The organism is Agrococcus jenensis, assembly GCF_003752465.1.
Classification (GTDB): Bacteria; Actinomycetota; Actinomycetes; order Actinomycetales; family Microbacteriaceae; genus Agrococcus; species Agrococcus jenensis.
Genome location: NZ_RKHJ01000001.1, coordinates 326,682 through 347,143 on the forward strand (window position 1 = coordinate 326,682; position 20,462 = coordinate 347,143).

Below are 20,462 nucleotides of genomic sequence, written 5' to 3' on the forward strand. Positions count from 1 at the left end.
CTGGAACCCCCATGCCCAAGCCCCGGCTCTACTCCGGGATGCAGCCCTCGTCGGGCTCGCTCCACCTCGGCAACTACATCGGCGCGCTGCAGCAGTGGCGGCGCATGCAGGACGAGGTAGACGCGTTCTTCTCGATCGTCGACCTCCACGCGATCACCGTGCCGCAGTCGCCGCAGGTGCTGCGCGAGCAGGTGCGCACGCTCGCGGCGCAGTACATCGCCGGCGGCATCGACCCCGACCGGTCGTGCCTCTACGTGCAGTCGCACGTCGCCGCGCACGCGCAGCTCGCCTGGCTGCTCGGCACCATCACGGGCTTCGGCGAGGCGAGCCGGATGACCCAGTTCAAGGACAAGGCAGCCAAGGGCGGGCAGGACGCGGCCTCCGTCGGCCTCTTCACCTACCCCATCCTCATGGCCGCCGACATCCTGCTGTTCGACGCCGACGTCGTGCCGGTCGGCGACGACCAGAAGCAGCACGTCGAGCTCACCCGCGACCTCGCCGAGCGCTTCAACAAGCGCTTCGGCGCGACGTTCACGGTGCCGAAGCCGGTCATCCTCGCGGGCGGCGCGCGCATCTACGACCTGCAGTCGCCCGAGTCGAAGATGTCGAAGTCGGCCGACAACGACAAGGGCGTGGTCTGGCTGCTCGACGAGCCGGCGAAGACCGCGAAGAAGATCCGCTCGGCGGTGACCGACACCGAGGGGTCGATCCGCGCCGACCGCGCGCAGAAGCCCGGCGTGACGAACCTGCTCGACATCCTGAGCGCGATGACCGGCTCGCCGGTGGCGACGCTCGAGGCGGAGTTCGAGGGGCAGGGCTACGGCGTCTTCAAGACGACGGTCGCCGACGCCGTGGTCGCGGAGCTCGCCCCGGTGCGCGAGCGCACCCTCGAGCTGCTCGACGATCCGGCCGAGCTCGACCGCCTGCTCGCGGCGAACGCCGAGCGCGCGGCCGCGGTCGCGGATGCGACGCTCCGGCGGGCGCTGGAGGCGATGGGCCTGCGATGAGCGCGCCCCTGGCCGGCCCCTCGCTGCCCGTGCTGGGCAGCAAGGTGCTGCTCACGGCGCTCCGGGAGGACGACGTCGACCGCATCGTCGAGGCGTGCTCGACCGAGGATGCCGAGCGCTTCCTCGACACGCCCTGGCCGTACCGCCGCGCCGATGCCGAGTCGTTCGTGCGCGAGTTCGCGCCCGCCGGCTGGCGGGGCGAGCACGACGAGCGCACCTGGGCGATCCGCGAGTCGCTGCGCGGGCCGATCGCGGGCGTCGTGGGCCTCCGCGGCGAGCGCGCCGAGGTCGGCTACTGGCTGCACCCCGACGCGCAGGGGCGGGGCCTCATGGCGGATGCGCTCCGCACGCTCGTCGGGCACGCCGAGGGCTGCCTGACGTGGCCGGAGGTGCACTGGCGCTGCTTCGACGGCAACGTCGCGTCGATGCGCGTCGCCAAGGCGGCCGGCTTCTCCTACCTCGGCGCGCACGAGACCGAGCCGACGACCGGCAGGGGCCGCGCCGGCGCCCGCCGCCTCGAGCACCACGCGGTGCGCGTCGCCGGCGGCATGCCCGCCGGCGCCCGCCCCTGGCCGCCCCTCGACTGACCCCGCCCCGCCCCTCCTCGCTCCCTGCATCCCCGCGCCGGGTGGTCACCACACGCCGCGTGGCGAGCGTCGAGTGGTCACGACGCGCCGCGTCGCGCCACCCAGCACGGCGTGTCGTGACCACCCGCGCCAGGGGACCGGGTGGATGGGCGGGAATGGGGCGGCGGAGGGGCGAGTTGTAGGGTGGCAGTGCAACGTGCCCGGGGTCAGTGCAAGTCTGAACCGGCGGTGATAGTCCGCGACCCGTGAGTGCTGCTCGAACCCGAGCAGCGCGATCGGCTGAGCTGGTGGAACTCCAGCACCGACGGTGAGAGTCCGGAGGGGAGGCGCACGTGGGGTCGCTCGCGACCCCTCGTTCCCCGCGCGCGCTTCGGAGAGGAACGTCATGGCGGGGAACCCGGTCGCAGAGCGCGACGCGATGGCCCGCGCCCGCGAGCTCGCGGCCCGCGGCCCCCGCGGCGTGAACCCGCAGGTCGGCGCCGTGCTCCTCTCCCCCGACGGCCGCGTCCTCGGCGAGGGCTGGCACCGCGGTGCCGGTACGCCGCATGCCGAGGTCGACGCGCTCTCGCGCCTGCGCCCCGAGGAGGCGCGCGGCGCGACCGCCATCGTCACCCTGGAGCCCTGCAACCACACCGGCCGCACCGGGCCCTGCGCCGAGGCGCTGCTCGCCGCCGGCGTCGCGCGCGTCGTCTACGCGAGCGCCGACCCGGGCGAGGCGTCGAGCGGCGGCGCAGCCCGGCTCACGTCGGGCGGCGTCGACGTCGACCGCCTCGACGAGGCCGAGGGCGAGGCCCTCATCGCCGACTGGCTCTTCGTGCAGCGCACCGGCCGGCCGAGGGTGACGGTCAAGTGGGCGCAGTCGCTCGACGGCCGTGCCGCCGCGGCCGACGGCACCAGCCGCTGGATCACCGGCCCGGAGGCGCGCGCTCACGTGCACCGCGAGCGCAGCGCGCACGACGCGATCGCGGTCGGCACCGGCACGGTGCTCGCCGACGACCCGCTGCTCACCGCGCGCGTCGACGGCGAGCCGGACGCGCCGCAGCCCATCCCCGTCGTCTTCGGCACCCGCGAGATCCCGGCCGGCGCCGCCATCCGGCAGCACCCGCGCGGGTACCGCACGGCCGGCCACGAGCTCGAGCGCGAGCTCTTCGGGCTCGCCGCCGCCGGCCTCCAGACGCTCTACGTCGAGGGCGGACCGACGCTCGCGAGCGCCTTCCTGCGCGCCGGCCTCGCCGACCGCCTCACCATCTACCTCGCGCCGACGCTCCTCGGAGGTCCGCGCACCGTGCTCGACGACATCGGCGTCGGCACGATCGACGAGCAGCGGCGCCTCACGGTGACGCGGCTCGAGCAGCTCGGCCGCGACCTCCTGGTCGAGGCCACGACAGGGAAAGAGCACTGATGTTCACCGGCATCATCGAAGAGCTCGGCGAGGTCGTCTCGTTCGAGCGCAGCGGAGACGCGTGGCGCCTCACCGTGCGCGGGCCGCTCGCGGTCAGCGACGCATCCCACGGCGACTCCATCGCCGTCGACGGCCTCTGCCTGACCGTCGTCGACCAGACGGCGGATGCGTTCACGGCCGACGTCATGCAGATCTCGGTCGACATGTCGACGCTGGGCGACCGCACGCCCGGCGACCGCGTCAACCTCGAGCGCGCGGCCGCCGTCGGCGACCGCCTCGGCGGCCACATCGTGCAGGGCCACATCGACGGCACCGCCGAGGTGCTGTCGATCGTCGAGGGCGACGGGCAGCGCACCGTCCGGATCTCGCTCGACGCCGCGCACGCGCACCTCGTGGTGCGGAAGGGCTCGATCGCCGTCGACGGCATCAGCCTCACCACCTCGGCCGTCAGCGACCCGTCCGAGGCGCAGCAGTGGTTCGAGGTCTCGCTCATCCCCGAGACGCTCGCGTCCACGACGCTCGGCTTCCGGGCCGTCGGCGACCGCGTGAACCTCGAGACCGACATCGTCGCTCGGCACGTCGAGCGCATGCTCCAGCGGGAGGCCTCATGAGCATCACCACCATCGACGTCGCGCTGCAGGCGCTGCGCGAGCGGAAGCCCGTCATCGTCGTCGACGACGAGGGGCGCGAGAACGAGGGCGACCTCATCATGTCGGCGCAGCTCGCGACGGCCGAGCAGGTGGCGTTCATGGTGCGCCACACCTCCGGCTACCTGTGCGCGCCGCTCACGGCCGAGCGCGCCGACCTGCTCGAGCTGCCGCTCATGGTGCTCGAGAACGAGGATGCGCGGCAGACGGCGTACACGATCACCGTCGACGCCGCCGACCGCGACTCGACCGGCATCTCCGCCGACGACCGCGCGCACACCCTGCGCGTGCTCGCGGACCCCGCGTCGACGCCCAGGAGCCTCCGCCGGCCCGGCCACATCGTGCCGCTCCGTGCGGTCGAGGGCGGCGTGCGCGAGCGCAAGGGCCACACCGAGGCGGCCGTCGAGCTCATGACGCTCGCGGGCCTCGAGCCCGTCGCGGTGATCGGGGAGCTCGTCGAGGACAGCGGCGAGATGCGCCGGCTGCCCTCGCTCATCGCCTTCGGCGAGGAGCACGACCTGCCCGTCATCACGATCGAGGACCTCGTGGACCACCTCGAGGCCGGCGGGCTGCCGTCGGCGTGCAAGGGCGCGAACGACGAGTCGGCGCGCGTCTCCTTCGAGGTCGAGACGCACGTGCCGACGCAGTTCGGCACGTTCCGCGTCGCGGCCTACCGCGACCGCCAGACCGGTGCCGACCACGTCGCGATCATCGCCGGCGACGCGCTCGCCGACGGCGCGCTCGTGCGCGTGCACTCCGAGTGCCTCACGGGCGAGGCGATCCACTCGCTCAAGTGCGAGTGCGGCCCGCAGCTCGACGCCTCCCTGCAGCAGATCCAGGAGGCGGGCGGCGGCATGGTCGTGTACCTCCGCGGCCACGAGGGCCGCGGCATCGGCCTCATCAACAAGCTGCGCGCCTACCGGCTGCAGGAGGACGGGCTCGACACGCTCGACGCCAACCTGGCCCTCGGCCTGCCCGCGGACGCGCGCGAGTACGGCGCCGCGGCCGGCATCATCCGGCAGCAGGGCGTGCAGTCGATCCGACTGCTGTCGAACAACCCGCTCAAGCAGCAGCAGCTCGAGCAGCACGGCATCGCCGTCACCGAGCTCGTCCCGCTGCTGGTCGGCGTGGGCGAGTACAACGAGCAGTACCTCGAGGCGAAGCGCGACCGCATGGGGCACCAGCTCCCGGCCGTGATCGAGGCGTACGACGAACAGGGAGACGACTGACATGGCTGGAGCAGGAGCGCCCACGGCGGGCGGACTGGACGCGAGCGGACTGCGGATCGTGGTCGTGCACGGCCGGTGGCACGAGCAGATCGCGGCGGGGCTGCTCGAGGGCGCGCGCCGCGCGCTCGCCGAGATGGGCGCCGACGTGCTCGAGCTGCCCGTGCCGGGCTCGTTCGAGCTGCCGGTCGTCGCGCAGGCGGCGCTCGAGGCGGGCGCCGACGGCGCGGTGGCGCTCGGCGTCATCATCCGCGGCGGCACCCCGCACTTCGAGTACGTCTCGCAGGCCGCGACCATGGGCCTGACCGAGGTCGCGGTGCGCACGGGCAAGCCGGTCGGCTTCGGCGTGCTCACCCTCGACGACGAGCAGCAGGGCATCGACCGGGCCGGCCTGCCCGGCTCGAAGGAGGACAAGGGCCGGGAGGCGGCGGAGGCGGTCGTCGAGGCGGCGCTCGCCCTGCGGTCGCTGCGCTCGCTCGAGGGCTAGGCGACGCGCCCGCGCTCGCGGCGTCGAGGGCATGCGGCCGGTCGCTAGGCTGGATCGCCGCCAACCGGGACCGATGTCGCTCCCTCGACGGCCGGTGCGCCACGAGCGCGCCGAGCACCCGGGCCCCACACCGGCGACGGGTGCGCGCAGACCTTCCTATCCTCGGAGCACCATGTCCACCCCCACCACCGCAGCAAAGCCGACGGGCAAGGCCAACACCCCGCGCCGCGTCATCCTCGCGAGCCTCATCGGCACGTCGATCGAGTTCTACGACTTCTACGCGTACGCGACCGCCGCCGTGCTCGTCTTCCCGGCGCTCTTCTTCCCGGCCGACGACCCGACCGCGCAGCTGCTGTCGTCGTTCGCGGTGTTCGGCGTCGCCTTCATCGCCCGACCGATCGGCTCGATCCTGTTCGGCCACTTCGGCGACCGGATCGGCCGCAAGGCGACCCTGGTGGCGTCGCTGCTCACCATGGGCGTCGCGACCGTCCTCATCGGCCTCCTGCCGACCGCGCTCACACCCGGCTGGGAGATCGCGGCGCCGGCGCTGCTCGCGCTGCTGCGCTTCTCCCAGGGCCTCGGCCTCGGCGGCGAGTGGTCGGGCGCCGCGCTGCTCGCCACCGAGAACGCGCCTGCCGGCAAGCGCGCCATCTGGGGCACCTTCCCGCAGCTCGGTGCGCCGATCGGCTTCATCCTCGCCAACGTCACCTTCATCATCATCAGCTACACGATGAGCCCCGAGGCGTTCCAGGAGTGGGGCTGGCGCGTGCCGTTCCTCGCCTCCGCGGTGCTGCTCTTCGTCGGCCTGTGGGTGCGCCTGTCGCTGCTCGAGACCCCCGCGTTCACGCGCGTCGTCGAGCGCAACGAGGTCGTGAAGCTGCCCCTCGCCCGGGTGTTCCGCCGCAACGGCGTGCAGCTGCTGCAGGGCACGTTCATCATGCTCGCGACCTACGTGCTCTTCTACCTGATGACCGCGTTCACGCTCACCTACGGCACCTCCCCCAGCGACGCGCCGGTGCCGGGGCTCGGCTACGCGCGCATCGACTTCCTGTGGATGCTCATCGCCGGTGTCGTCTTCTTCGGCGTCTTCACGCTCGTCGCCGGCCCGCTCGCGGAGCGCTTCGGCCGCCGCAAGATGCTCGGCGCGGTCACGCTCGGCATCGTCGTCTTCGGCCTGCTGTGGGTGCCGCTGTTCTCGTCCGGCTTCGTCGGCACGATGGCCATGCTGGTGCTCGGCTTCTCGCTGATGGGCCTCACGTTCGGCCCGATGGCGGCGTTCCTGCCGGAGCTCTTCCCGAGCAACGTGCGCTACACCGGCTCGGCGATCGCGTACAACTTCTCGTCGATCCTCGGCGCGGCGCTCGCGCCGTTCATCGCCGTGGCGCTGTGGCGCGCCGCGGGTGGCTCGACGCTGCTCGTGGGCCTCTACCTCGCGGCGGCCGGCGCGATCACCTTCGTCGCGCTGCTGCTGACGAAGGAGACGCGCGACCAGGAGTACGTCGAGAACAGCTCGGTCGTGATCGCGGCCGAGGAGCCGTGATCGACGCTCGCTGACCGACGTCGGGGCCGCGCCGCTGGGCGCGGCCCCGCTGTCGTCTCAGCGCGGTGTCGTCTCAGCGCGGTGTCGTCTCAGCCCCCGAGGCCGCGAGCGCCCGCACGGCCGTCACGGTCGCGACGCCGGCGGCGAGCCGCTCCATGTCGGTGCCGGGCGCGGATGCCGCGGCATGCTGCCGGATCGAGAGGCGCACCTCGTCGCCGTCGATCTCGGTCATCGTGGTCTGCACGATGCCGAACGGGGCGAGCGGCGCGGTCGTGAGCTCGACCGCCTCGGCGTCGGCGACGTCCGGGACGTTGAGGTTGTGCACCGCACCCGCGGGCGCGTCGAGGAGCGCCGGCAGCGCACGGGCGGTCAGCGCCGCCGCCGTCTCCCAGTGCTCGCCACCTCCCTCGCGCAGCCCCACGTCGAGCGACACCGCGAGCGCGCGGACGCCGCCCTGCCCCGCGGTGAGCGCCGCACCGACCGTGCCGGAGTGCAGGATGGCCGTGCCGACGTTGGCGCCCCGGTTGATGCCGCTCAGCACGACGTCGGGCACCGGCCCGAACGAGCCGTGCAGCGCGAGCAGCACGATGAGCGCGGGCGCCGCGTGCACCGCGTAGGCCTGGCCCTCGTGCCCGGGGATCGTGCGGCGCTCCGAGCGCACCGTGCCCTTGCCGCCGGCGGCCGTCACCGCCGTGCCCTGGGTGGCGATGATCGACGCGCTCGCGCCCGAGTGCTCGTGGGCGGGCGCCGCGATCACCACCTCGAGCCCCGCATCGGCCGCCGCGCGCGCGAGCGCGGCGAGGCCCGGCGAGTCGATGCCGTCGTCGTTCGTGATGAGTGCCCGCATCAGTCGTCCTCCTCGATGTCGTCCAGCTGCACCTGCTCCGCGATCGCGCGGATCGCCTCGGCCTCGCCCGTGCCGAGCCCGCGACGGGTCGCGTTGACCGCCCCCGCCGCCGCGCCCATCCGGATCGCCGCGTCGTGCGCGCCGCCGCCGGCGAGCACCGACGCGACGCCCGCGGCGTACGAGTCGCCCGCGCCGCGCGTCTCGACCGGCTCGAGCTGCGGCGCCGACACGCGCCACGCGCCGTCGTCGCCGACCACGACGGAGCCGGCGTCCGCGCGCGTCACCGCGACCAGGCCGATGCCCGACTCGTGCAGCTCGCGCGCCGCCGCGACGAGCTGCGCCTCGTCGTCGCCGTCCTCGACGCGGCCGTCGGCGACGAGCTCCTCGTGGCTGACCTTGAGCACGTCGACGCCGCCCTCGAGCGCCGCCTCCAGCCGGGGACCGGCGAGGTCGACGAGCACGGGCCTCCCGAGCGCGCGCACGTCGCTCGCGAGGCGGCGGTAGACGTCGTGCTCGAGCACGTCGTCGCCGTCGGGGCCGGAGAGGACGACGAGGTCGGCGCGCGCCGCCTCGCGGAGCGTCGCCGAGTAGAGGTCGTCGAGCGCGTGGCGCTCGAGGACCTCGCCGTCCTCCTCGACGACCGCGATCCGCTCGCCGCCGCGGCGGTCGTGGACGTACGCCGGGCTGATGCCCTCGCGCTCGATCGCGACGACCTCGAAGCCCTCGTCGTCGAGCAGGTGCCGGACGACGCCGCCCACCTCGCCCGTCACCGAGCACGTCAGCACCACGTCGAGGCCGAGCGCCGTCAGCATCCGCGCCTGCCAGACGCCCTGGCCGCCGACGTGCACGTGGACGTCCGCCTCTCCGCGGAGGTCCTCGATCGTGACGGTGAGCGTCGGAGCGGGGGCGAAGATCAGCACGCGAGCCATGCCCGCAACCCTAGGGAGCGAGCCTGGACGCGTCCGGAGCGGGGCGGCTCAGCGGAGGAAGAGCGCCTTCAGTCGCGCGGTCGTGAACCAGAGCCCGAAGACGATCATGACCGCGAAGTAGAGCAGGTGCAGCAGGATCGAGGGCTGGATGAGGCCCGTCGTGAGCTGCCGCACCATGTCGACGCCGTGCCACAGCGGCATCGCCTGGATGATCCACTGCACGCCCTGCGGGTAGACCTCGATGGGGAAGAACGTGGCCGAGAGCAGGAACATCGGCATCATCACGAAGTAGACGTAGTCGAGGTGCTGGAACGTCTTCATGTAGCTCGTCACCGCCATGCCGAACGAGGCGAAGCCGAACGCGATGATGAGCGCGGCCGGGATCGCGAGCACGGCCGTCCACGACAGGTTGAGCCCCATGAGCGTCGTCACGAGCATGAACCCGCACGCGTACAGCAGCCCGCGGAACAGCGCGAGCAGGATCTCGCCGAGCGCGACGTCGAGCGGGCCGAGCGACGTCGAGAGCATCTGCTGGTAGAGCTTCGCGAAGTTCATCTTGAAGAAGACGTTCATCGTGGAGTCGTAGACCGCGCCGTTCATGGCGCTCACGGCCATGAGCGCGGGCGCGATGTACGCCGCGTAGGGCACGTCGACGCCGTAGAAGTCGACGGTGCCGATGAGCGCGCCTAAGCCGATGCCCATCGACAGCAGGTAGAAGACGGGCTCGAAGAAGCCGGTGACGACGATGAGCCAGTTGTTGCGCGCGATCACCTGCAGCCCGCGGGCCACGACGGAGCGGGTGTTGCCGGCGTAGAGGCCGCGCAGCGGGCCGCGGATGGCGGGCGCTGGCGCCTCGAGCAGCTGCTCGGTCACTTGTCGAGCCTCTTTCGGAAGGTGCGGATGGAGAGCGCACACGTGACGGCCGCGAGCAGCACGAGGTAGCCGACGTGCACGAGCAGCATCACGGCGGGCAGCGGCGCGCCGTAGAGCGCGGCGCGGCCGAGCTCGGCCGCGTGCCAGAGCGGCGAGATCCAGCCGATCCACTGCAGGAACGCCGGCAGCGTCTCGAGCGGGAAGTAGGTGCCCGAGAAGAGCGTGAGCGGCACGACGACGAACCGCTCGATGAACGACAGCTGCCCGCGATCCTCCGTCTGCGTCGAGACCCACGACATCACGGCGAAGCCGACGGCCGTCGCCATCAGCAGGCCGATCGGCAGGAGCAGCAGCGCGCCGAGCGGGTCGCCGATGCCGAAGAGCATCATCACGAGCACGAAGGCGACGAGCGAGACGAGCACCCGCACGAGCACAGCCACCTGGAACCCCAGCACGATGTGGGCGGGACCGATGGGCGTGCCGTTCATGGCGAAGAACATCGGGAACCACTTGAAGCCGCCGAAGACGCCGTAGGTGTTCTCCTGCGACGACGTCTGCATCGCGCCGGCCATCGCGAGCGCGGGGGCGAGGAACACGAGGTAGGGCACGCCGTCGACGCCCTGCGACCCCTGGTTCGCGTCGACGAGCAGGCCGAGCCCCACGCCGAGGCCGATGAGGAAGAGGAACGGCGATCCGAGGCCGATGATCACCGCGGAGGCGACGTACGACCGCATGGCGCGGATGCGGTGCTCGGCGACGAACCACCACCCCCACGCGCGCGACGATCGCGCGACGGCGGCGTGGTCGACCCGCCCGGCCGCAGCCAGGCCGCCATCGACGACGGTGCCGCTCATTCGACCAGCGACCGTCCGGTGAGGCGCAGGAAGACGTCCTCGAGGCTCGAGCGGCGCACGAGGCTCGTGACCGGCTGCAGGCCGCGGGCGTGCACGGCCGCCATCGCGGCCTCGCCGTCGTCGTCGTAGACGAGCACGCGGTCGGGCAGCACCTCGATGCGCGAGCCGATGCCCTCGATGCGCTCCGCGGCCTCGGCGTTGCGGCTCGAGCCGAAGCGGACCTCGAGCACCTCGCGCGTGGAGTACTGCCGGATGAGCGACGACGGGCTGCCCTCCGCGACGATCGCGCCCTTGTCGACCACGACGAGCCGGTCGCACAGCTGCTCGGCCTCGTCCATGTAGTGCGTGGTGAGCACGAGCGTCGTGCCCTCCTCCTTCAGCCGGAAGAGACGGTCCCACAGCACATGCCTGGCCTGCGGGTCGAGCCCCGTCGTCGGCTCGTCGAGCAGCATCGCCTTCGGGCTGTTGATGAGGCCGCGCGCGATGGTCAGGCGGCGCTTCATGCCGCCGGAGAGCCCGTCGACGCGGGCCTTGCGCTTCTCGGTGAGCTGCGCGAACTCGAGCAGCTCCTCGGCCCGGCGCTTCACATAGGGCAACGGCAGCCCGAAGTAGCGGCCGTAGACGATGAGGTTGTCGACCACCCGCAGCTCCTCGTCGAGCTGGTCGGCCTGCGGCACGATGCCGAGCTGCGCGCGGATCTCGGGACCGTGGCTCTCGGGGTCGAAGCCGAGCACCTGCAGGTCGCCGGACGTCCTGGTCGACGTGGCCGCGATCATCCGCATCGTGGTCGACTTGCCGGCGCCGTTGGGGCCGAGGAACCCGAAGGCCTCGCCCGCCTCGATCGCGAAGTCGATGCCGTCGACAGCGGTGAAGTCGCCGTACTCCTTGCGCAGGCCCTTGGCCTCGATCACTGGTGCTGGCACGAGACCCAACGCTAGACCGTGCCGCCCACGCGCGGCATCCTGCGTCCTCGTCAACCCGGGTTGACATCCCTCTGCCGTGTCAACCATCATTGACACATGGACCGCATCACCGCATCGTCGGAGCAGCCGCTGGGCGTGCTCGAGCTGCTCTCCGAGTCCGCCGCCGCGCGGCGCGAGATCGAGCGCGCGGAGTCGGCGCTCGTCCGACGCGCAAGAATGGAGGGGTTCCCCTGGCAGGCCATCGCCGACGCGCTCGGCGTCACGCGCCAGGCGGTGCACAAGAAGCACGGCAAGCGGTAGACGGGACAGCGCGGCACATGAGCGAGCGACGAGGGATGTTCGGCCGGCGGCGGCGCGACGACGACGGGCCGCGCGCGTCGGTGCGCGAGCTGCTGCCCTACCTCTTCCCGAAGAAGGGGCTGCTCGTCGGCGCGATCGTGCTGTCGGTCGTCGGCGCCGGGTTCGCGCTCGCGCAGCCGGCGCTCGCGCAGGAGCTCATCGCGCGCGTCGAGCAGTCGCGGCCGCTCGAGTGGCTGCCCGCGGTGCTGCTCGTCATCGTCGTCGTGGGCGCGCTGCTCGACGGCTTCCAGCACTTCCTGCTGCAGGTGCTCGGCGAGCACGTGGTGCTGCGCACGCGGCGCACACTCGTCGAGCGGATGCTGCGACTGCCGATCGCGGAGTTCGACGCGCGGCGCATCGGCGACCTCGTGAGCCGCGTCGGCAGCGACACGACGCTGCTGCGCGCCGTGCTCACGCAGGGACTCGTGGAGTCGATCGGCGGGCTGCTGACGCTCATCGGCGCGGTCATCGCGATGCTCGTCATCGACCCGCTGCTCCTCGGCCTCACAGTGCTCGTGCTGGCCGTCGCGATCGCGGCGATGCTCGCCGTCATGCCCCTGCTCACCCGCGCGTCGGGCAAGGCACAGGAGCAGGTGGGGCACCTCACGAGCGCGCTCGAGCGCGCGATCAGCGCCGTGCGCACCGTGCGCGCCGCCGGCGCCACCGACCGCGAGGCCGCCGCGATCGGCGAGCGCGCGAGCGGCGCCTTCGACGCAGGCGTGCGGGTCGCGCGCATCTCAGCGCTCGTCGTGCCGATCTTCGGCGTCGCGATGCAGCTCGCGTTCCTCGTCGTGCTCGGCGTCGGCGGCCTGCGCGTGGCCACGGGCGAGATCGGCATCGCCCAGCTCGTCGGCTTCCTGCTGTTCCTCTTCCTCATGATCATGCCGCTCGGCCAGCTGGCCGGGGCGATCTCGGCCGTGAGCGTCGCGCTCGGCGCGCTCGGCCGCATCCAGGAGATCGTGCGGCTGCCGAGCGAGACGGATGCCGACGCCTCGGCGCCGCTCGTGCCGCGCGCGGATGCGCCAATGGTCGCCCTCGAGGACGTCACGTTCGCCTACCCCGCCGCCGACGAGCCGCGCGTCGTGCTCGAGGGCGTCTCGTTCTCGGTGCCCGCCGGCACGCGCACCGCGCTCGTCGGCCCATCCGGCGCCGGCAAGTCGACGACCTTCGCGCTCATCGAGCGCTTCTACGACGCGACCGCCGGCAGCGTGCGGATCGGCGGCGCGGACGTGCGCGACGTCGACCGCGACTCGCTGCGCGCGCGCATCGGCTACGTCGAGCAGGACGCCCCCGTGCTCGCCGGATCGCTGCGCGACAACCTGCGGCTCGGCGCCCCGGACGCGACCGACGCGGAGCTGCTCGACGCGCTCGAGGCGGTCAACCTGGGCGACCTCGTGCGGCGCGCGAGCGCCGGGCTCGACGCCGAGGTCGGCGAGGGCGGCGTGCTGCTCTCCGGCGGCGAGCGGCAGCGGCTCGCGATCGCCCGCGCGCTGCTCGCGGCCACGCCGATCCTGCTGCTCGACGAGTCGACCGCCAACCTCGACGCCCGCAACGAGGCGTCGCTCAAGGCGGCGCTCGACGTGGCGAGCGAGGGCCGCACGACGCTCGTCATCGCGCATCGACTCGCGACGGTCGTCGACGCCGACCAGATCGTCGTGCTCGACGGCGGTCGCGTGCTCGCGCGCGGCACGCACGACGAGCTGCTCGACGCGTCGCCGCTGTACCGCGAGCTCGCGGCGCACCAGCTGCTGGCGCCCGCAGCCTGACGCGGTTCGGCGCACGTGGCGCCGGTTCGACGCGAACGAGCGCCGACCGCCGGCATGCGTGCGGTCGGCGCTCGGATCGGCTACGAGGTGAAGCGGACCGAGGTCGCCGCGGCCTCATTGACGCTGAGCGTGAAGACGTCGGGGCGGGCGTAGTGCCCGACCGCGTCGAAGTCCAGGTGCGACCGCGTCTTGGCACTCGGGTCGAGCTCGGCGTAGAGGATCGCCTCCTCATCGAACACCGGCCCGGCGAGCACGGCACCGGAAGGGTCGATGATGACGCTGCCGCCGCGCATCAGGATGTCGCCGCCCGGCAGCTCGTGCTCGACGGGGTGATCGTCGGGGAAGGCGTCGCGGGTGACCACCTGGCAGCTGGAGAGCACGAACGTGCGCCCCTCGATCGCGATGTGCTGCATCGTCGACTGCCAGCTCGGCCGGTCGTCGGCAGTGGGCGCGCAGTAGATCTGCACCCCCTTCGCGTACATCGCCTGCCGCAGCAGCGGCATGTAGTTCTCCCAGCAGATGACGGTGCCGACGCGCCCTCCGGGCGTCTCCATCGTGTCGAGCGTCGACCCGTCGCCGAAGCCCCACACGAGCCGCTCCGTAGCGGTGGGCATGAGCTTGCGGTGCTTGCCCACGACGCCCTCGCCCGGCGCGATCATGACGGCCGTGCAGTAGAGCGTGCGGCCGAGCAGCTCGATGACGCTCATGACGAGATGCACGCCGTGGTCGGACGACGCCTGCACCAGTCGGGCGACCTCGGGGCCGTCGAGCGCCACGGCGCCGCGCACGTAGCGCTCGTACTCACGGCGCCCGCCCTCGGTGCGGACGCCGATCGCGGTGCCGAACGACGTGCCCTTCGGGTAGCCGCCGATGAACGCCTCCGGGAAGACGGCGAGCTCCGCGCCGCTTGCCGCCACCTCGGCGATCAGCTCCTCCGCCCGGCGCGTGGCGGCGTCCGCGTCGAACGGCACAGACGCCGCCTGGACCACTGCGACCTTGTACATCGTGCTGCTCCTGTCCTCGTCGATCGTCAGCCGCGCGAGATGTCGCGGCCCTTGGTCTCCGGCAGCATCGGCCACAGGACGACCAGGGCGACGATCCCGACGGCGATCACGTAGAAGGCGGGCGAGACGAGCAAGCCGGTGCCAGCGACGAGCGCCGCCGCGATGAGCGGGCCGGGCCCCGCGAGCACCGCGTACGCGACGTTGTAGCCGATCGCCGAGCCGGTCGAGCGGACGGACGCGGGGAACACCTCGACCAGCAGCACGTTGTTCGTGACGGCGGTGGCCGCGACGAACAGCGCGAACGGCACCAGGCCGACGATCACGAGCAGCGGGTTGCCGGTGTTCATGAGCATGAACGCGGGGACGGCCCACACGATCAGCCCGATGATGCCGGCATGGTTGACGGGCTTGCGCCCCCACCGGTCGGCCGCCATGCCCATGAGCGGGTTGAAGCCCACGTAGATCACCATCACGATGGCGGTCGCCCACAGTGCGTCGAAGCGCGCCATGCCGACGGCGCCGGTGAGGTGGTTGTTGGCGTACGTGACGAGGTAGTAGAGCGAGACGCCGAAGATGCCTGCGAACGCGAGCGTCATCACGAATGCCTTCGCCTTGTCGGCGCGCGACGTGTACTCGATCTCGTTGGCCTTGCGCTTGCGCTCGACCTCCTCGAACACAGGAGTGTCCTCGAGCTTCCGGCGGATGTAGACGGCGACGACTGCCATCAGGAAGGACGCGATGAACGGCACGCGCCAGCCCCACGCGGCCAGCGACTCCGAGTCCATGCTCGCGGTCAGGATGACGGCCGTGAGCGTGCCGACGAGGAATGCCAGCCCGGCGGTCGCCGTGATGATGCTCGCATAGAGCCCGCGCTTGTCCGCAGGCGCGCTCTCGCCGATGTAGGCGGCCGCGCTCGTCCACTCGCCGCCGACCATCATGCCCTGCAGCAGGCGGAGCACCACGACGACGATCGGAGCGGCGATACCGATGGCGGCGTAGGAGGGCACGACACCGATGAGCGCGGTGATGATGCCCATGCCCATGACGGTGATGATGAGCACCGCCCGCCGGCCGAGACGGTCGCCGATCGGCCCGAGGAACAGGGCACCGATGGGCCGCGACAGGAAGCCGACGGCGAAGACCGCGAGTGCCGACAGCATCTCCGCGGTCGGGTCACCGGAGGGGAAGAACTGCGCGCCGATGATGGCGGCGAAGTAGCCGTAGATGGCGAAGTCGAACCACTCCATGAAGTTGCCGATGCCGACGGCGAGCAGGCGCTTGCGGCGGTCGTCCTTCGTGAGCTGGCGCGGCTGGTGCTGCCCGACCGTCGGGTCGGTGATGGATGACGGCATGTGATCTCCCTTGTCCACTGCGCGGACGATCAGAGTATCGTCATACGGTCATACCGTCCTGTCTCATCGATGGGTATCATGGGGACTATCAACACTGTCGATCTGCGTCGCATAGACCTCAACCTGCTCGTGGTGTTCCAGGTGCTCTGCCAGGAACGCCACGTCACGCGCGCCGCGCTCAAGCTCAACCTCAGCCAGAGCGCGGTGAGCGCATCGCTCGCTCGCCTGCGGACGCTGTTCGACGATCCGCTCTTCGTCCGCACGCGCGACGGGATGACGCCCACCCCCAAGGCGCTCGCGATCTCGGCGCGCGTCGCGCCGACCCTGTCTTCGATCGTCGATCTCATCTTCGACGACGTCGCCTTCGACCCGAAGCGCACCACTCGGATCTTCCACCTCGCGATGTCCGACGACCTTGAGCTCGTGCTCGCTCCGTGGCTCATGGCACGCAAGCTCGCCGAGGGCTGGAGCGTGCAGTTCGCGATCCATCAGACCAACAGCACCGTGTGGCGCGAGACGCTCGCTGATCCGCGGATCGACATCGTGGTGTGCGGCACTCGGCCTGAGCCGCAGGCCGCGAGCTACCAGTCGGAGCCGCTGCTGTCGGGAAGCTACCTCTGCTTGTACGACGAGCAGGCGCTCGGTTGCCCTCAGCCGCTCTCGAGAGCGGTGTACCTGCAGGCGCAGCACGTGCGGGTCTCCTTCGACCTGCAGCGCGGCTGGGTCGACGAGCGCATGGCAGCCTTGGGGTTCACCCGTCGGACGCTCTGCACGATCAGCCACTTCGCCGGCCTGGGCGCGCTGCTGCAGGGCGTGCCCGCCGTCGCGACGGTGCCCGAGCACGCCGCGCGAGCGCTCGCGGCGATGACCGGGCTCAGCACGAGCCCGGTGCCCATCGACTCGCCTCGCTTCTCGGTCTCTGCGATCTGGAGCACGCGCGCCGACGGCTCAGCCGAGAACACCTGGCTCCGAGGCGTTCTGCAGCGCTTCGCCGAGACGCCCTGACCCTCGCGCCGGGTAGCGTGACCCGCATGCGACGCGTGATGCACGACCGCTTCGGCGGCCCGGAGGTGCTCGAGCTGCGCGAGGTGGACGAGCCGCACGCGGGCGCCGGCGAGGTACGCATCCGCGTCGAGGCGGCAGCCCTCAACCCGGTCGACTGGAAGATCTTCGGCGGCGGCCCGGCGGCGACCACGCGTGGCCTCGAGCCGCCGCTGGGCGTCGGCAACGACATCGCCGGCACGATCGACGAGGTCGGCGACGATGTGCGCGGATGGGCCGTGGGCGACCGCGTCTTCGGCTCGGCACGCACGCGGGCGCTGCAGGACTGGACCGTCGTCGATCCCGACGCCGAGCGGCTCGCACGCATCCCGGACGGCCTCGACGCCGGCGTCGCCGCGAGCCTCGTCGTCGCCGGCCGCACTGCGTGGGATGCGGTCGGGCGGCTCGTCGAGCGCCAGGGAGACACCCTCTTCGTGCACGGTGCTGCAGGCGGGGTCGGTCAGCTCGCGGTGCAGCTCGCCGAGCGCAAGGGCGCACGCGTGATCGGCTCGGCGAGCGAGCGGAACCATGACATGCTGCGCCGACTCGGAGTCGAGCCGGTCGCCTACGGCGAGGGTCTTGCCGAGCGGCTGCTCGGGATGCTGCCGGTCGACGCGTGCTTCGACTGCGCCGACGGGGCGGGCGTCGCCGCGGGGCTCGAGGCGGGCGTGCCGATCGAGCGCTGCATCGCGATCGCAGTGAAGGGCGCCCACGGCGCGGCAGGCGTCGCGACCGACCTGGCGCGGACCGGCGCGCTGGACGAGCTCGCGGCGCTGGCCGCCGCCGGTGCGCTGCTCGTCCCGATCGAGGTGCGGTATCCGCTCGAGCGGTTCCGCGACGCGTACCGGCAGCTCATGGAGGGGCACGCGCGCGGCAAGCTGGTCCTCGACCTCATGCGCTGAGGGCCCGCGCCGACCGGAGTCGGACACGGGCCCTCGACGAGGATGCTCAGGCGAAGGGGTTGGGCATGAGGGTGTACTTCGTCTCGAGGTACTCGTGGATGCCCTCGGCGCCGCCCTCACGGCCGAGCCCGGACTGCTTCACCCCACCGAACGGCCCGGCGGCGTTGGAGACGACGCCGACGTTGAGGCCCATCATGCCCGTGTCGATGCGGTCGATCATCCGCTGGCCGCGCTTGGTGTCCTCGGTGAACACGTAGCCGACGAGCCCGTACTCGGTCGCGTTCGCGAGCCGCACCGCGTCGTCCTCGGTCGCGAACCGCTGGATCGCCACCACGGGGCCGAAGATCTCCTCGATCGACACCGCCATCTCGGCCGTGACGTCGTCGAGCACGGTCGGCTGGAAGAACGAGCCCGGCCCGTCGATCGCCTTCCCGCCGGTGACGAGCGTCGCCCCGTCGGCGACCGCCCCATCGACCAGCCGGACGGCGTTGTCGACGGCCTTGTCCTCCACCAGCGGGCCGATCTGCACGCCCTCCTCGGTGCCGCGGCCGATCTTCATGCCCTTGACCGCCTCACCGATCCGCTTCGAGAACTCGTCCGCGACGGACTCGTGCACGATGAACCGGTTCGCGGCCGTGCACGCCTGCCCGATGTTGCGGAACTTCGCCAGCAGCGCCCCCTCCACCGCCTTGTCCAGGTCAGCGTCCTCGAACACCACGAACGGGGCGTTCCCGCCCAGCTCCATCGACGCCTTCAGCACGTTGTCGGCCGCCAGCTTCAGCAGCTGCACGCCCACCGGCGTGGACCCGGTGAACGACACCTTCCGGAGGCGCGGGTCGGCGAGCAGCCGCTCCGAGAGGGCGCCGGTGGACTTGGTCGTGATGACGTTCACGACACCCTTCGGCAGCCCCGCCTCCTCCAGCAGCGCCACGAGCGCGAGCGTCGTCAGCGGCGTGAGGGTCGCGGGCTTCACGACCGCGGTGCAGCCGGCCGCGAGCGCCGGCCCGAGCTTCCGCGTCGCCATCGCGAGCGGGAAGTTCCACGGGGTGATGAGGAAGCACGGACCGACCGGCCGGTGGGTGACGATCATCTGCCCGGTGCCCTCCGGCGTCATCGTGTAGCGGCCATCGATCCGGACCGCCTCCTCCGAGAACCAGCGCAGGAACTCGCCCCCGTACGCGACCTCGCCGCGCGCCTCGGCGAGCGGCTTGCCCATCTCGAGCGTCATGAGGAGCGCGAACTCCTCCTTCCGCTCCTGCAGCAGATCGAACGCCTTCCGCAGGATCTCCCCCCGCACCCGCGCCGGAGTCCGGCCCCACGACTCCTGCGCATCCACCGCAGCATCCAGCGCCCGCACCCCGTCGTCGACCGAGCCGTCCGCGATCTGCTTCAGCACCTCCCCGGTCGCCGGATCGCGCACCTCGATCGTGCCCTGCTCCCCATCGATCCACTCGCCACCGATGAACAGCTGGCCGCGGACGCCGTCGAGGACATGGGTCTCAGTGATGGTCATGGATGACTCCTTCGTCGGTTGGATAATCGTATACGAAAGGGGGCGTCAGGGCGCCGAGAGGATGCGCGCGAGCGCACCCTCAAGATAGTGAGCGAAGCGTGCTGGGTGCTCCGCGTGGGGGAAGTGCCCGAGGTCGGGCATCAGCTCGAACGAGGCGTTCGGGATGCGGCCTGCGAGCTCCCGCGACGCGCTGGGCGGCACGCTGGTGTCATACGCCCCCGAGAGCACGGCGATGTGCGGGCTGTCGAGAGTGAGCAGGTGCTCGACCTCGGCGAGGTCCCACTGCTGGTAGCCGGCGATGTCTGCGTCGTAGGCGCCGTAGCCGCCGCTCGAGTAGCCCCACCAGACGCGGTCGCGGTGCTCGAGCGGCGATGCCGGGTTCATCAGCCCATACGTCCATTCAGGCACATGCAGGGCCTGGTTGATGACCGCTGATCGCAGCGCGGGCGTGCTGCGGCCGGTCACCCGCGGCCCCGCCTGACAGGAGACCGCGCCGGCGAATCGCTCGGGGTGGGTCGCGATGGCCCGCACCACGGCGGCGCCCGCCATCGACGGGCCGAGCAGGATCGGCCCGACGAGCGCCGTGGCATCCGCGATTGCGACGATGAGAGCGGTGTAGGCGCCGGGGTCCAGCCGGTACTCGACGGGATCGACGCCGGGTACGGGCGTCGACTTCCCGTGCCACGGCAGGTCGACGGCGACGAGCTCGAACCGATCACTGAGGTCGGTGTCGGTGATGAGGCCGTGGAACTGACTGGAGTCGCTGCCGGCTGTCGCGAGGCACAGCAGCTGCGGACCGGTGCCCGCGCGCTCAACGTAGACGTCGGATGTCCCGAGCGGCCCGTCGACCCGGACGTACTCGCCGCGCATCGTGAGCGGTCGCCGCGTCGGCGCCGACGGGGCCGACGCGGCCGGCGCCTGTCGGAGCGCCTCGATGAGACGGCGCAGCAGCTGCAGGTGCTGCGAGAACGCGAGCTCATCTCCCGAGAGCGTCGCACGGCCGTCGCGCAGCATGGGCAGGACGTGATGGGCTCCTGCGTGCGGCGCGGCGTCGAGGAGCTGGGCCCACTCCGCATCACCGAGGCGGACCGCGAAGTCCGAACGCTCCGCCGCGGTGATCTTGCCGTCGCGGAGGCGGAGTCGCTGCGGGCCGCGGTCGTCGACGAGCGCGAACGACACATCGGCTCCCCTGCTCATGGACAGCAGTCGCGCGTCGTCGCGCA

20 protein-coding genes and 1 riboswitch are annotated in these 20,462 nt (G+C 72.0%); of the genes, 11 read left to right on the forward strand and 9 right to left on the reverse strand.

Going from position 1 to position 20,462, the window contains the following annotated elements; all coding sequences use genetic code 11:
* Nucleotides 1-11: 11 nt before the first annotated feature.
* The 7 genes from trpS to EDD26_RS01625 all read left to right on the forward strand — a co-directional run bounded on the left by trpS (nt 12) and on the right by EDD26_RS01625 (nt 6,896).
* Nucleotides 12-1,007, forward strand: a complete 996-nt coding sequence (trpS, locus tag EDD26_RS01595; protein ID WP_123696112.1) for a tryptophan--tRNA ligase — start codon at nt 12-14, stop codon at nt 1,005-1,007.
* Nucleotides 1,004-1,594, forward strand: a complete 591-nt coding sequence (locus EDD26_RS01600) for a GNAT family N-acetyltransferase (RefSeq protein WP_123696113.1) — start codon at nt 1,004-1,006, stop codon at nt 1,592-1,594. The genes trpS and EDD26_RS01600 overlap by 4 nt, the downstream gene beginning before the upstream one ends.
* Nucleotides 1,595-1,786: 192 nt before the next feature.
* A riboswitch (FMN riboswitch) is annotated at nt 1,787-1,930 on the forward strand.
* Nucleotides 1,931-1,979: 49 nt separating this feature from the next.
* Nucleotides 1,980-2,996: a bifunctional diaminohydroxyphosphoribosylaminopyrimidine deaminase/5-amino-6-(5-phosphoribosylamino)uracil reductase RibD gene (gene ribD / locus EDD26_RS01605; RefSeq protein ID WP_123696114.1), complete on the forward strand. Its 1,017-nt coding sequence runs from the start codon at nt 1,980-1,982 to the stop codon at nt 2,994-2,996.
* On the forward strand, nt 2,996-3,607 hold the full coding sequence (locus EDD26_RS01610) for a riboflavin synthase (RefSeq protein WP_123696115.1): 612 nt from the start codon (nt 2,996-2,998) through the stop codon (nt 3,605-3,607). The genes ribD and EDD26_RS01610 overlap by 1 nt, the downstream gene beginning before the upstream one ends.
* Nucleotides 3,604-4,872 (forward strand): 3,4-dihydroxy-2-butanone-4-phosphate synthase, encoded by a 1,269-nt coding sequence (gene ribB / locus EDD26_RS01615; RefSeq protein WP_123696116.1) that lies wholly within the window; start codon nt 3,604-3,606, stop codon nt 4,870-4,872. Before EDD26_RS01610 ends, ribB begins: the two co-directional genes overlap by 4 nt.
* Nucleotide 4,873: 1 nt before the next feature.
* Nucleotides 4,874-5,356, forward strand: a complete 483-nt coding sequence (gene ribH, locus EDD26_RS01620; protein WP_123696117.1) for a 6,7-dimethyl-8-ribityllumazine synthase — start codon at nt 4,874-4,876, stop codon at nt 5,354-5,356.
* Between the two features lie 172 nt (nt 5,357-5,528).
* Nucleotides 5,529-6,896 (forward strand): MFS transporter, encoded by a 1,368-nt coding sequence (locus EDD26_RS01625; protein ID WP_123696118.1) that lies wholly within the window; start codon nt 5,529-5,531, stop codon nt 6,894-6,896.
* A 73-nt stretch (nt 6,897-6,969) separates the two neighbouring features.
* Here the strand turns inward: EDD26_RS01625 and surE are convergent, their stop codons facing one another.
* From surE to EDD26_RS01650, 5 genes are read right to left on the reverse strand one after another with little or no spacing between them, the layout of a single operon-like run.
* Nucleotides 6,970-7,743, reverse strand: a complete 774-nt coding sequence (gene surE, locus EDD26_RS01630) for a 5'/3'-nucleotidase SurE (protein WP_170165491.1) — start codon at nt 7,741-7,743, stop codon at nt 6,970-6,972.
* Nucleotides 7,743-8,672: a 1-phosphofructokinase family hexose kinase gene (locus EDD26_RS01635; RefSeq protein ID WP_211333806.1), complete on the reverse strand. Its 930-nt coding sequence runs from the start codon at nt 8,670-8,672 to the stop codon at nt 7,743-7,745. The genes surE and EDD26_RS01635 overlap by 1 nt, the downstream gene beginning before the upstream one ends.
* Nucleotides 8,673-8,720: 48 nt before the next feature.
* Entirely contained in the window at nt 8,721-9,545 is an 825-nt protein-coding gene (locus EDD26_RS01640) for an ABC transporter permease (RefSeq protein ID WP_123696119.1), read from the reverse strand.
* Nucleotides 9,542-10,399 (reverse strand): ABC transporter permease, encoded by an 858-nt coding sequence (locus EDD26_RS01645; RefSeq protein ID WP_123696120.1) that lies wholly within the window; start codon nt 10,397-10,399, stop codon nt 9,542-9,544. The genes EDD26_RS01640 and EDD26_RS01645 overlap by 4 nt, the downstream gene beginning before the upstream one ends.
* Nucleotides 10,396-11,322, reverse strand: a complete 927-nt coding sequence (locus EDD26_RS01650; RefSeq protein WP_123696121.1) for an ABC transporter ATP-binding protein — start codon at nt 11,320-11,322, stop codon at nt 10,396-10,398. The genes EDD26_RS01645 and EDD26_RS01650 overlap by 4 nt, the downstream gene beginning before the upstream one ends.
* 96 nt (nt 11,323-11,418) lie before the next feature.
* Here EDD26_RS01650 and EDD26_RS01655 point away from each other — a divergent pair, with 96 nt between their 5' ends.
* Nucleotides 11,419-11,622, forward strand: coding sequence for a helix-turn-helix domain-containing protein (locus EDD26_RS01655; RefSeq protein ID WP_123696122.1), 204 nt, complete (start codon nt 11,419-11,421; stop codon nt 11,620-11,622).
* Nucleotides 11,623-11,639: 17 nt separating this feature from the next.
* Nucleotides 11,640-13,427, forward strand: coding sequence for an ABC transporter ATP-binding protein (locus tag EDD26_RS01660; protein ID WP_123696123.1), 1,788 nt, complete (start codon nt 11,640-11,642; stop codon nt 13,425-13,427).
* An 80-nt stretch (nt 13,428-13,507) separates the two neighbouring features.
* Here the strand turns inward: EDD26_RS01660 and EDD26_RS01665 are convergent, their stop codons facing one another.
* Entirely contained in the window at nt 13,508-14,431 is a 924-nt protein-coding gene (locus EDD26_RS01665) for a carbon-nitrogen hydrolase family protein (RefSeq protein ID WP_123696124.1), read from the reverse strand.
* A 26-nt stretch (nt 14,432-14,457) separates the two neighbouring features.
* Entirely contained in the window at nt 14,458-15,783 is a 1,326-nt protein-coding gene (locus EDD26_RS01670) for an MFS transporter (RefSeq protein WP_123696125.1), read from the reverse strand.
* A 78-nt stretch (nt 15,784-15,861) separates the two neighbouring features.
* On the opposite strand from EDD26_RS01670, the gene EDD26_RS01675 reads away from it, so the two are divergent.
* Together EDD26_RS01675 and EDD26_RS01680 are read left to right on the forward strand one after the other, a co-directional pair.
* A complete protein-coding gene (locus EDD26_RS01675) occupies nt 15,862-16,788 on the forward strand; it encodes a LysR family transcriptional regulator (protein ID WP_170165492.1) in 927 nt (308 codons plus the stop codon).
* Between the two features lie 26 nt (nt 16,789-16,814).
* A complete protein-coding gene (locus EDD26_RS01680) occupies nt 16,815-17,726 on the forward strand; it encodes an NADP-dependent oxidoreductase (protein WP_123696127.1) in 912 nt (303 codons plus the stop codon).
* A gap of 46 nt (nt 17,727-17,772) precedes the next feature.
* On the opposite strand, the gene EDD26_RS01685 is transcribed toward EDD26_RS01680, so the two are convergent.
* Nucleotides 17,773-19,239, reverse strand: coding sequence for an NAD-dependent succinate-semialdehyde dehydrogenase (locus EDD26_RS01685; RefSeq protein ID WP_123696128.1), 1,467 nt, complete (start codon nt 19,237-19,239; stop codon nt 17,773-17,775).
* A 45-nt stretch (nt 19,240-19,284) separates the two neighbouring features.
* Nucleotides 19,285-20,436 (reverse strand): alpha/beta fold hydrolase, encoded by a 1,152-nt coding sequence (locus EDD26_RS01690; RefSeq protein ID WP_148058668.1) that lies wholly within the window; start codon nt 20,434-20,436, stop codon nt 19,285-19,287.
* Between the last annotated feature and the right edge of the window lie 26 nt (nt 20,437-20,462).

Excerpts from the sequence above, each read along its gene's own strand:
- trpS (WP_123696112.1), top strand. The coding sequence starts at position 12 with ATGCCCAAGCCCCGGCTCTACTCCGGGATGCAGCCCTCGTCGGGCTCG.
- EDD26_RS01600 (WP_123696113.1), top strand. The coding sequence starts at position 1,004 with ATGAGCGCGCCCCTGGCCGGCCCCTCGCTGCCCGTGCTGGGCAGCAAG.
- ribD (WP_123696114.1), top strand. The coding sequence starts at position 1,980 with ATGGCGGGGAACCCGGTCGCAGAGCGCGACGCGATGGCCCGCGCCCGC.
- EDD26_RS01610 (WP_123696115.1), top strand. The coding sequence starts at position 2,996 with ATGTTCACCGGCATCATCGAAGAGCTCGGCGAGGTCGTCTCGTTCGAG.
- ribB (WP_123696116.1), top strand. The coding sequence starts at position 3,604 with ATGAGCATCACCACCATCGACGTCGCGCTGCAGGCGCTGCGCGAGCGG.
- ribH (WP_123696117.1), top strand. The coding sequence starts at position 4,874 with ATGGCTGGAGCAGGAGCGCCCACGGCGGGCGGACTGGACGCGAGCGGA.
- EDD26_RS01625 (WP_123696118.1), top strand. The coding sequence starts at position 5,529 with ATGTCCACCCCCACCACCGCAGCAAAGCCGACGGGCAAGGCCAACACC.
- surE (WP_170165491.1), bottom strand. The coding sequence starts at position 7,743 with ATGCGGGCACTCATCACGAACGACGACGGCATCGACTCGCCGGGCCTC.
- EDD26_RS01635 (WP_211333806.1), bottom strand. The coding sequence starts at position 8,672 with ATGGCTCGCGTGCTGATCTTCGCCCCCGCTCCGACGCTCACCGTCACG.
- EDD26_RS01645 (WP_123696120.1), bottom strand. The coding sequence starts at position 10,399 with ATGAGCGGCACCGTCGTCGATGGCGGCCTGGCTGCGGCCGGGCGGGTC.
- EDD26_RS01655 (WP_123696122.1), top strand. The coding sequence starts at position 11,419 with ATGGACCGCATCACCGCATCGTCGGAGCAGCCGCTGGGCGTGCTCGAG.
- EDD26_RS01660 (WP_123696123.1), top strand. The coding sequence starts at position 11,640 with ATGAGCGAGCGACGAGGGATGTTCGGCCGGCGGCGGCGCGACGACGAC.
- EDD26_RS01665 (WP_123696124.1), bottom strand. The coding sequence starts at position 14,431 with ATGTACAAGGTCGCAGTGGTCCAGGCGGCGTCTGTGCCGTTCGACGCG.
- EDD26_RS01670 (WP_123696125.1), bottom strand. The coding sequence starts at position 15,783 with ATGCCGTCATCCATCACCGACCCGACGGTCGGGCAGCACCAGCCGCGC.
- EDD26_RS01675 (WP_170165492.1), top strand. The coding sequence starts at position 15,862 with ATGGGGACTATCAACACTGTCGATCTGCGTCGCATAGACCTCAACCTG.
- EDD26_RS01680 (WP_123696127.1), top strand. The coding sequence starts at position 16,815 with ATGCGACGCGTGATGCACGACCGCTTCGGCGGCCCGGAGGTGCTCGAG.
- EDD26_RS01685 (WP_123696128.1), bottom strand. The coding sequence starts at position 19,239 with ATGACCATCACTGAGACCCATGTCCTCGACGGCGTCCGCGGCCAGCTG.
- EDD26_RS01690 (WP_148058668.1), bottom strand. The coding sequence starts at position 20,436 with ATGAGCAGGGGAGCCGATGTGTCGTTCGCGCTCGTCGACGACCGCGGC.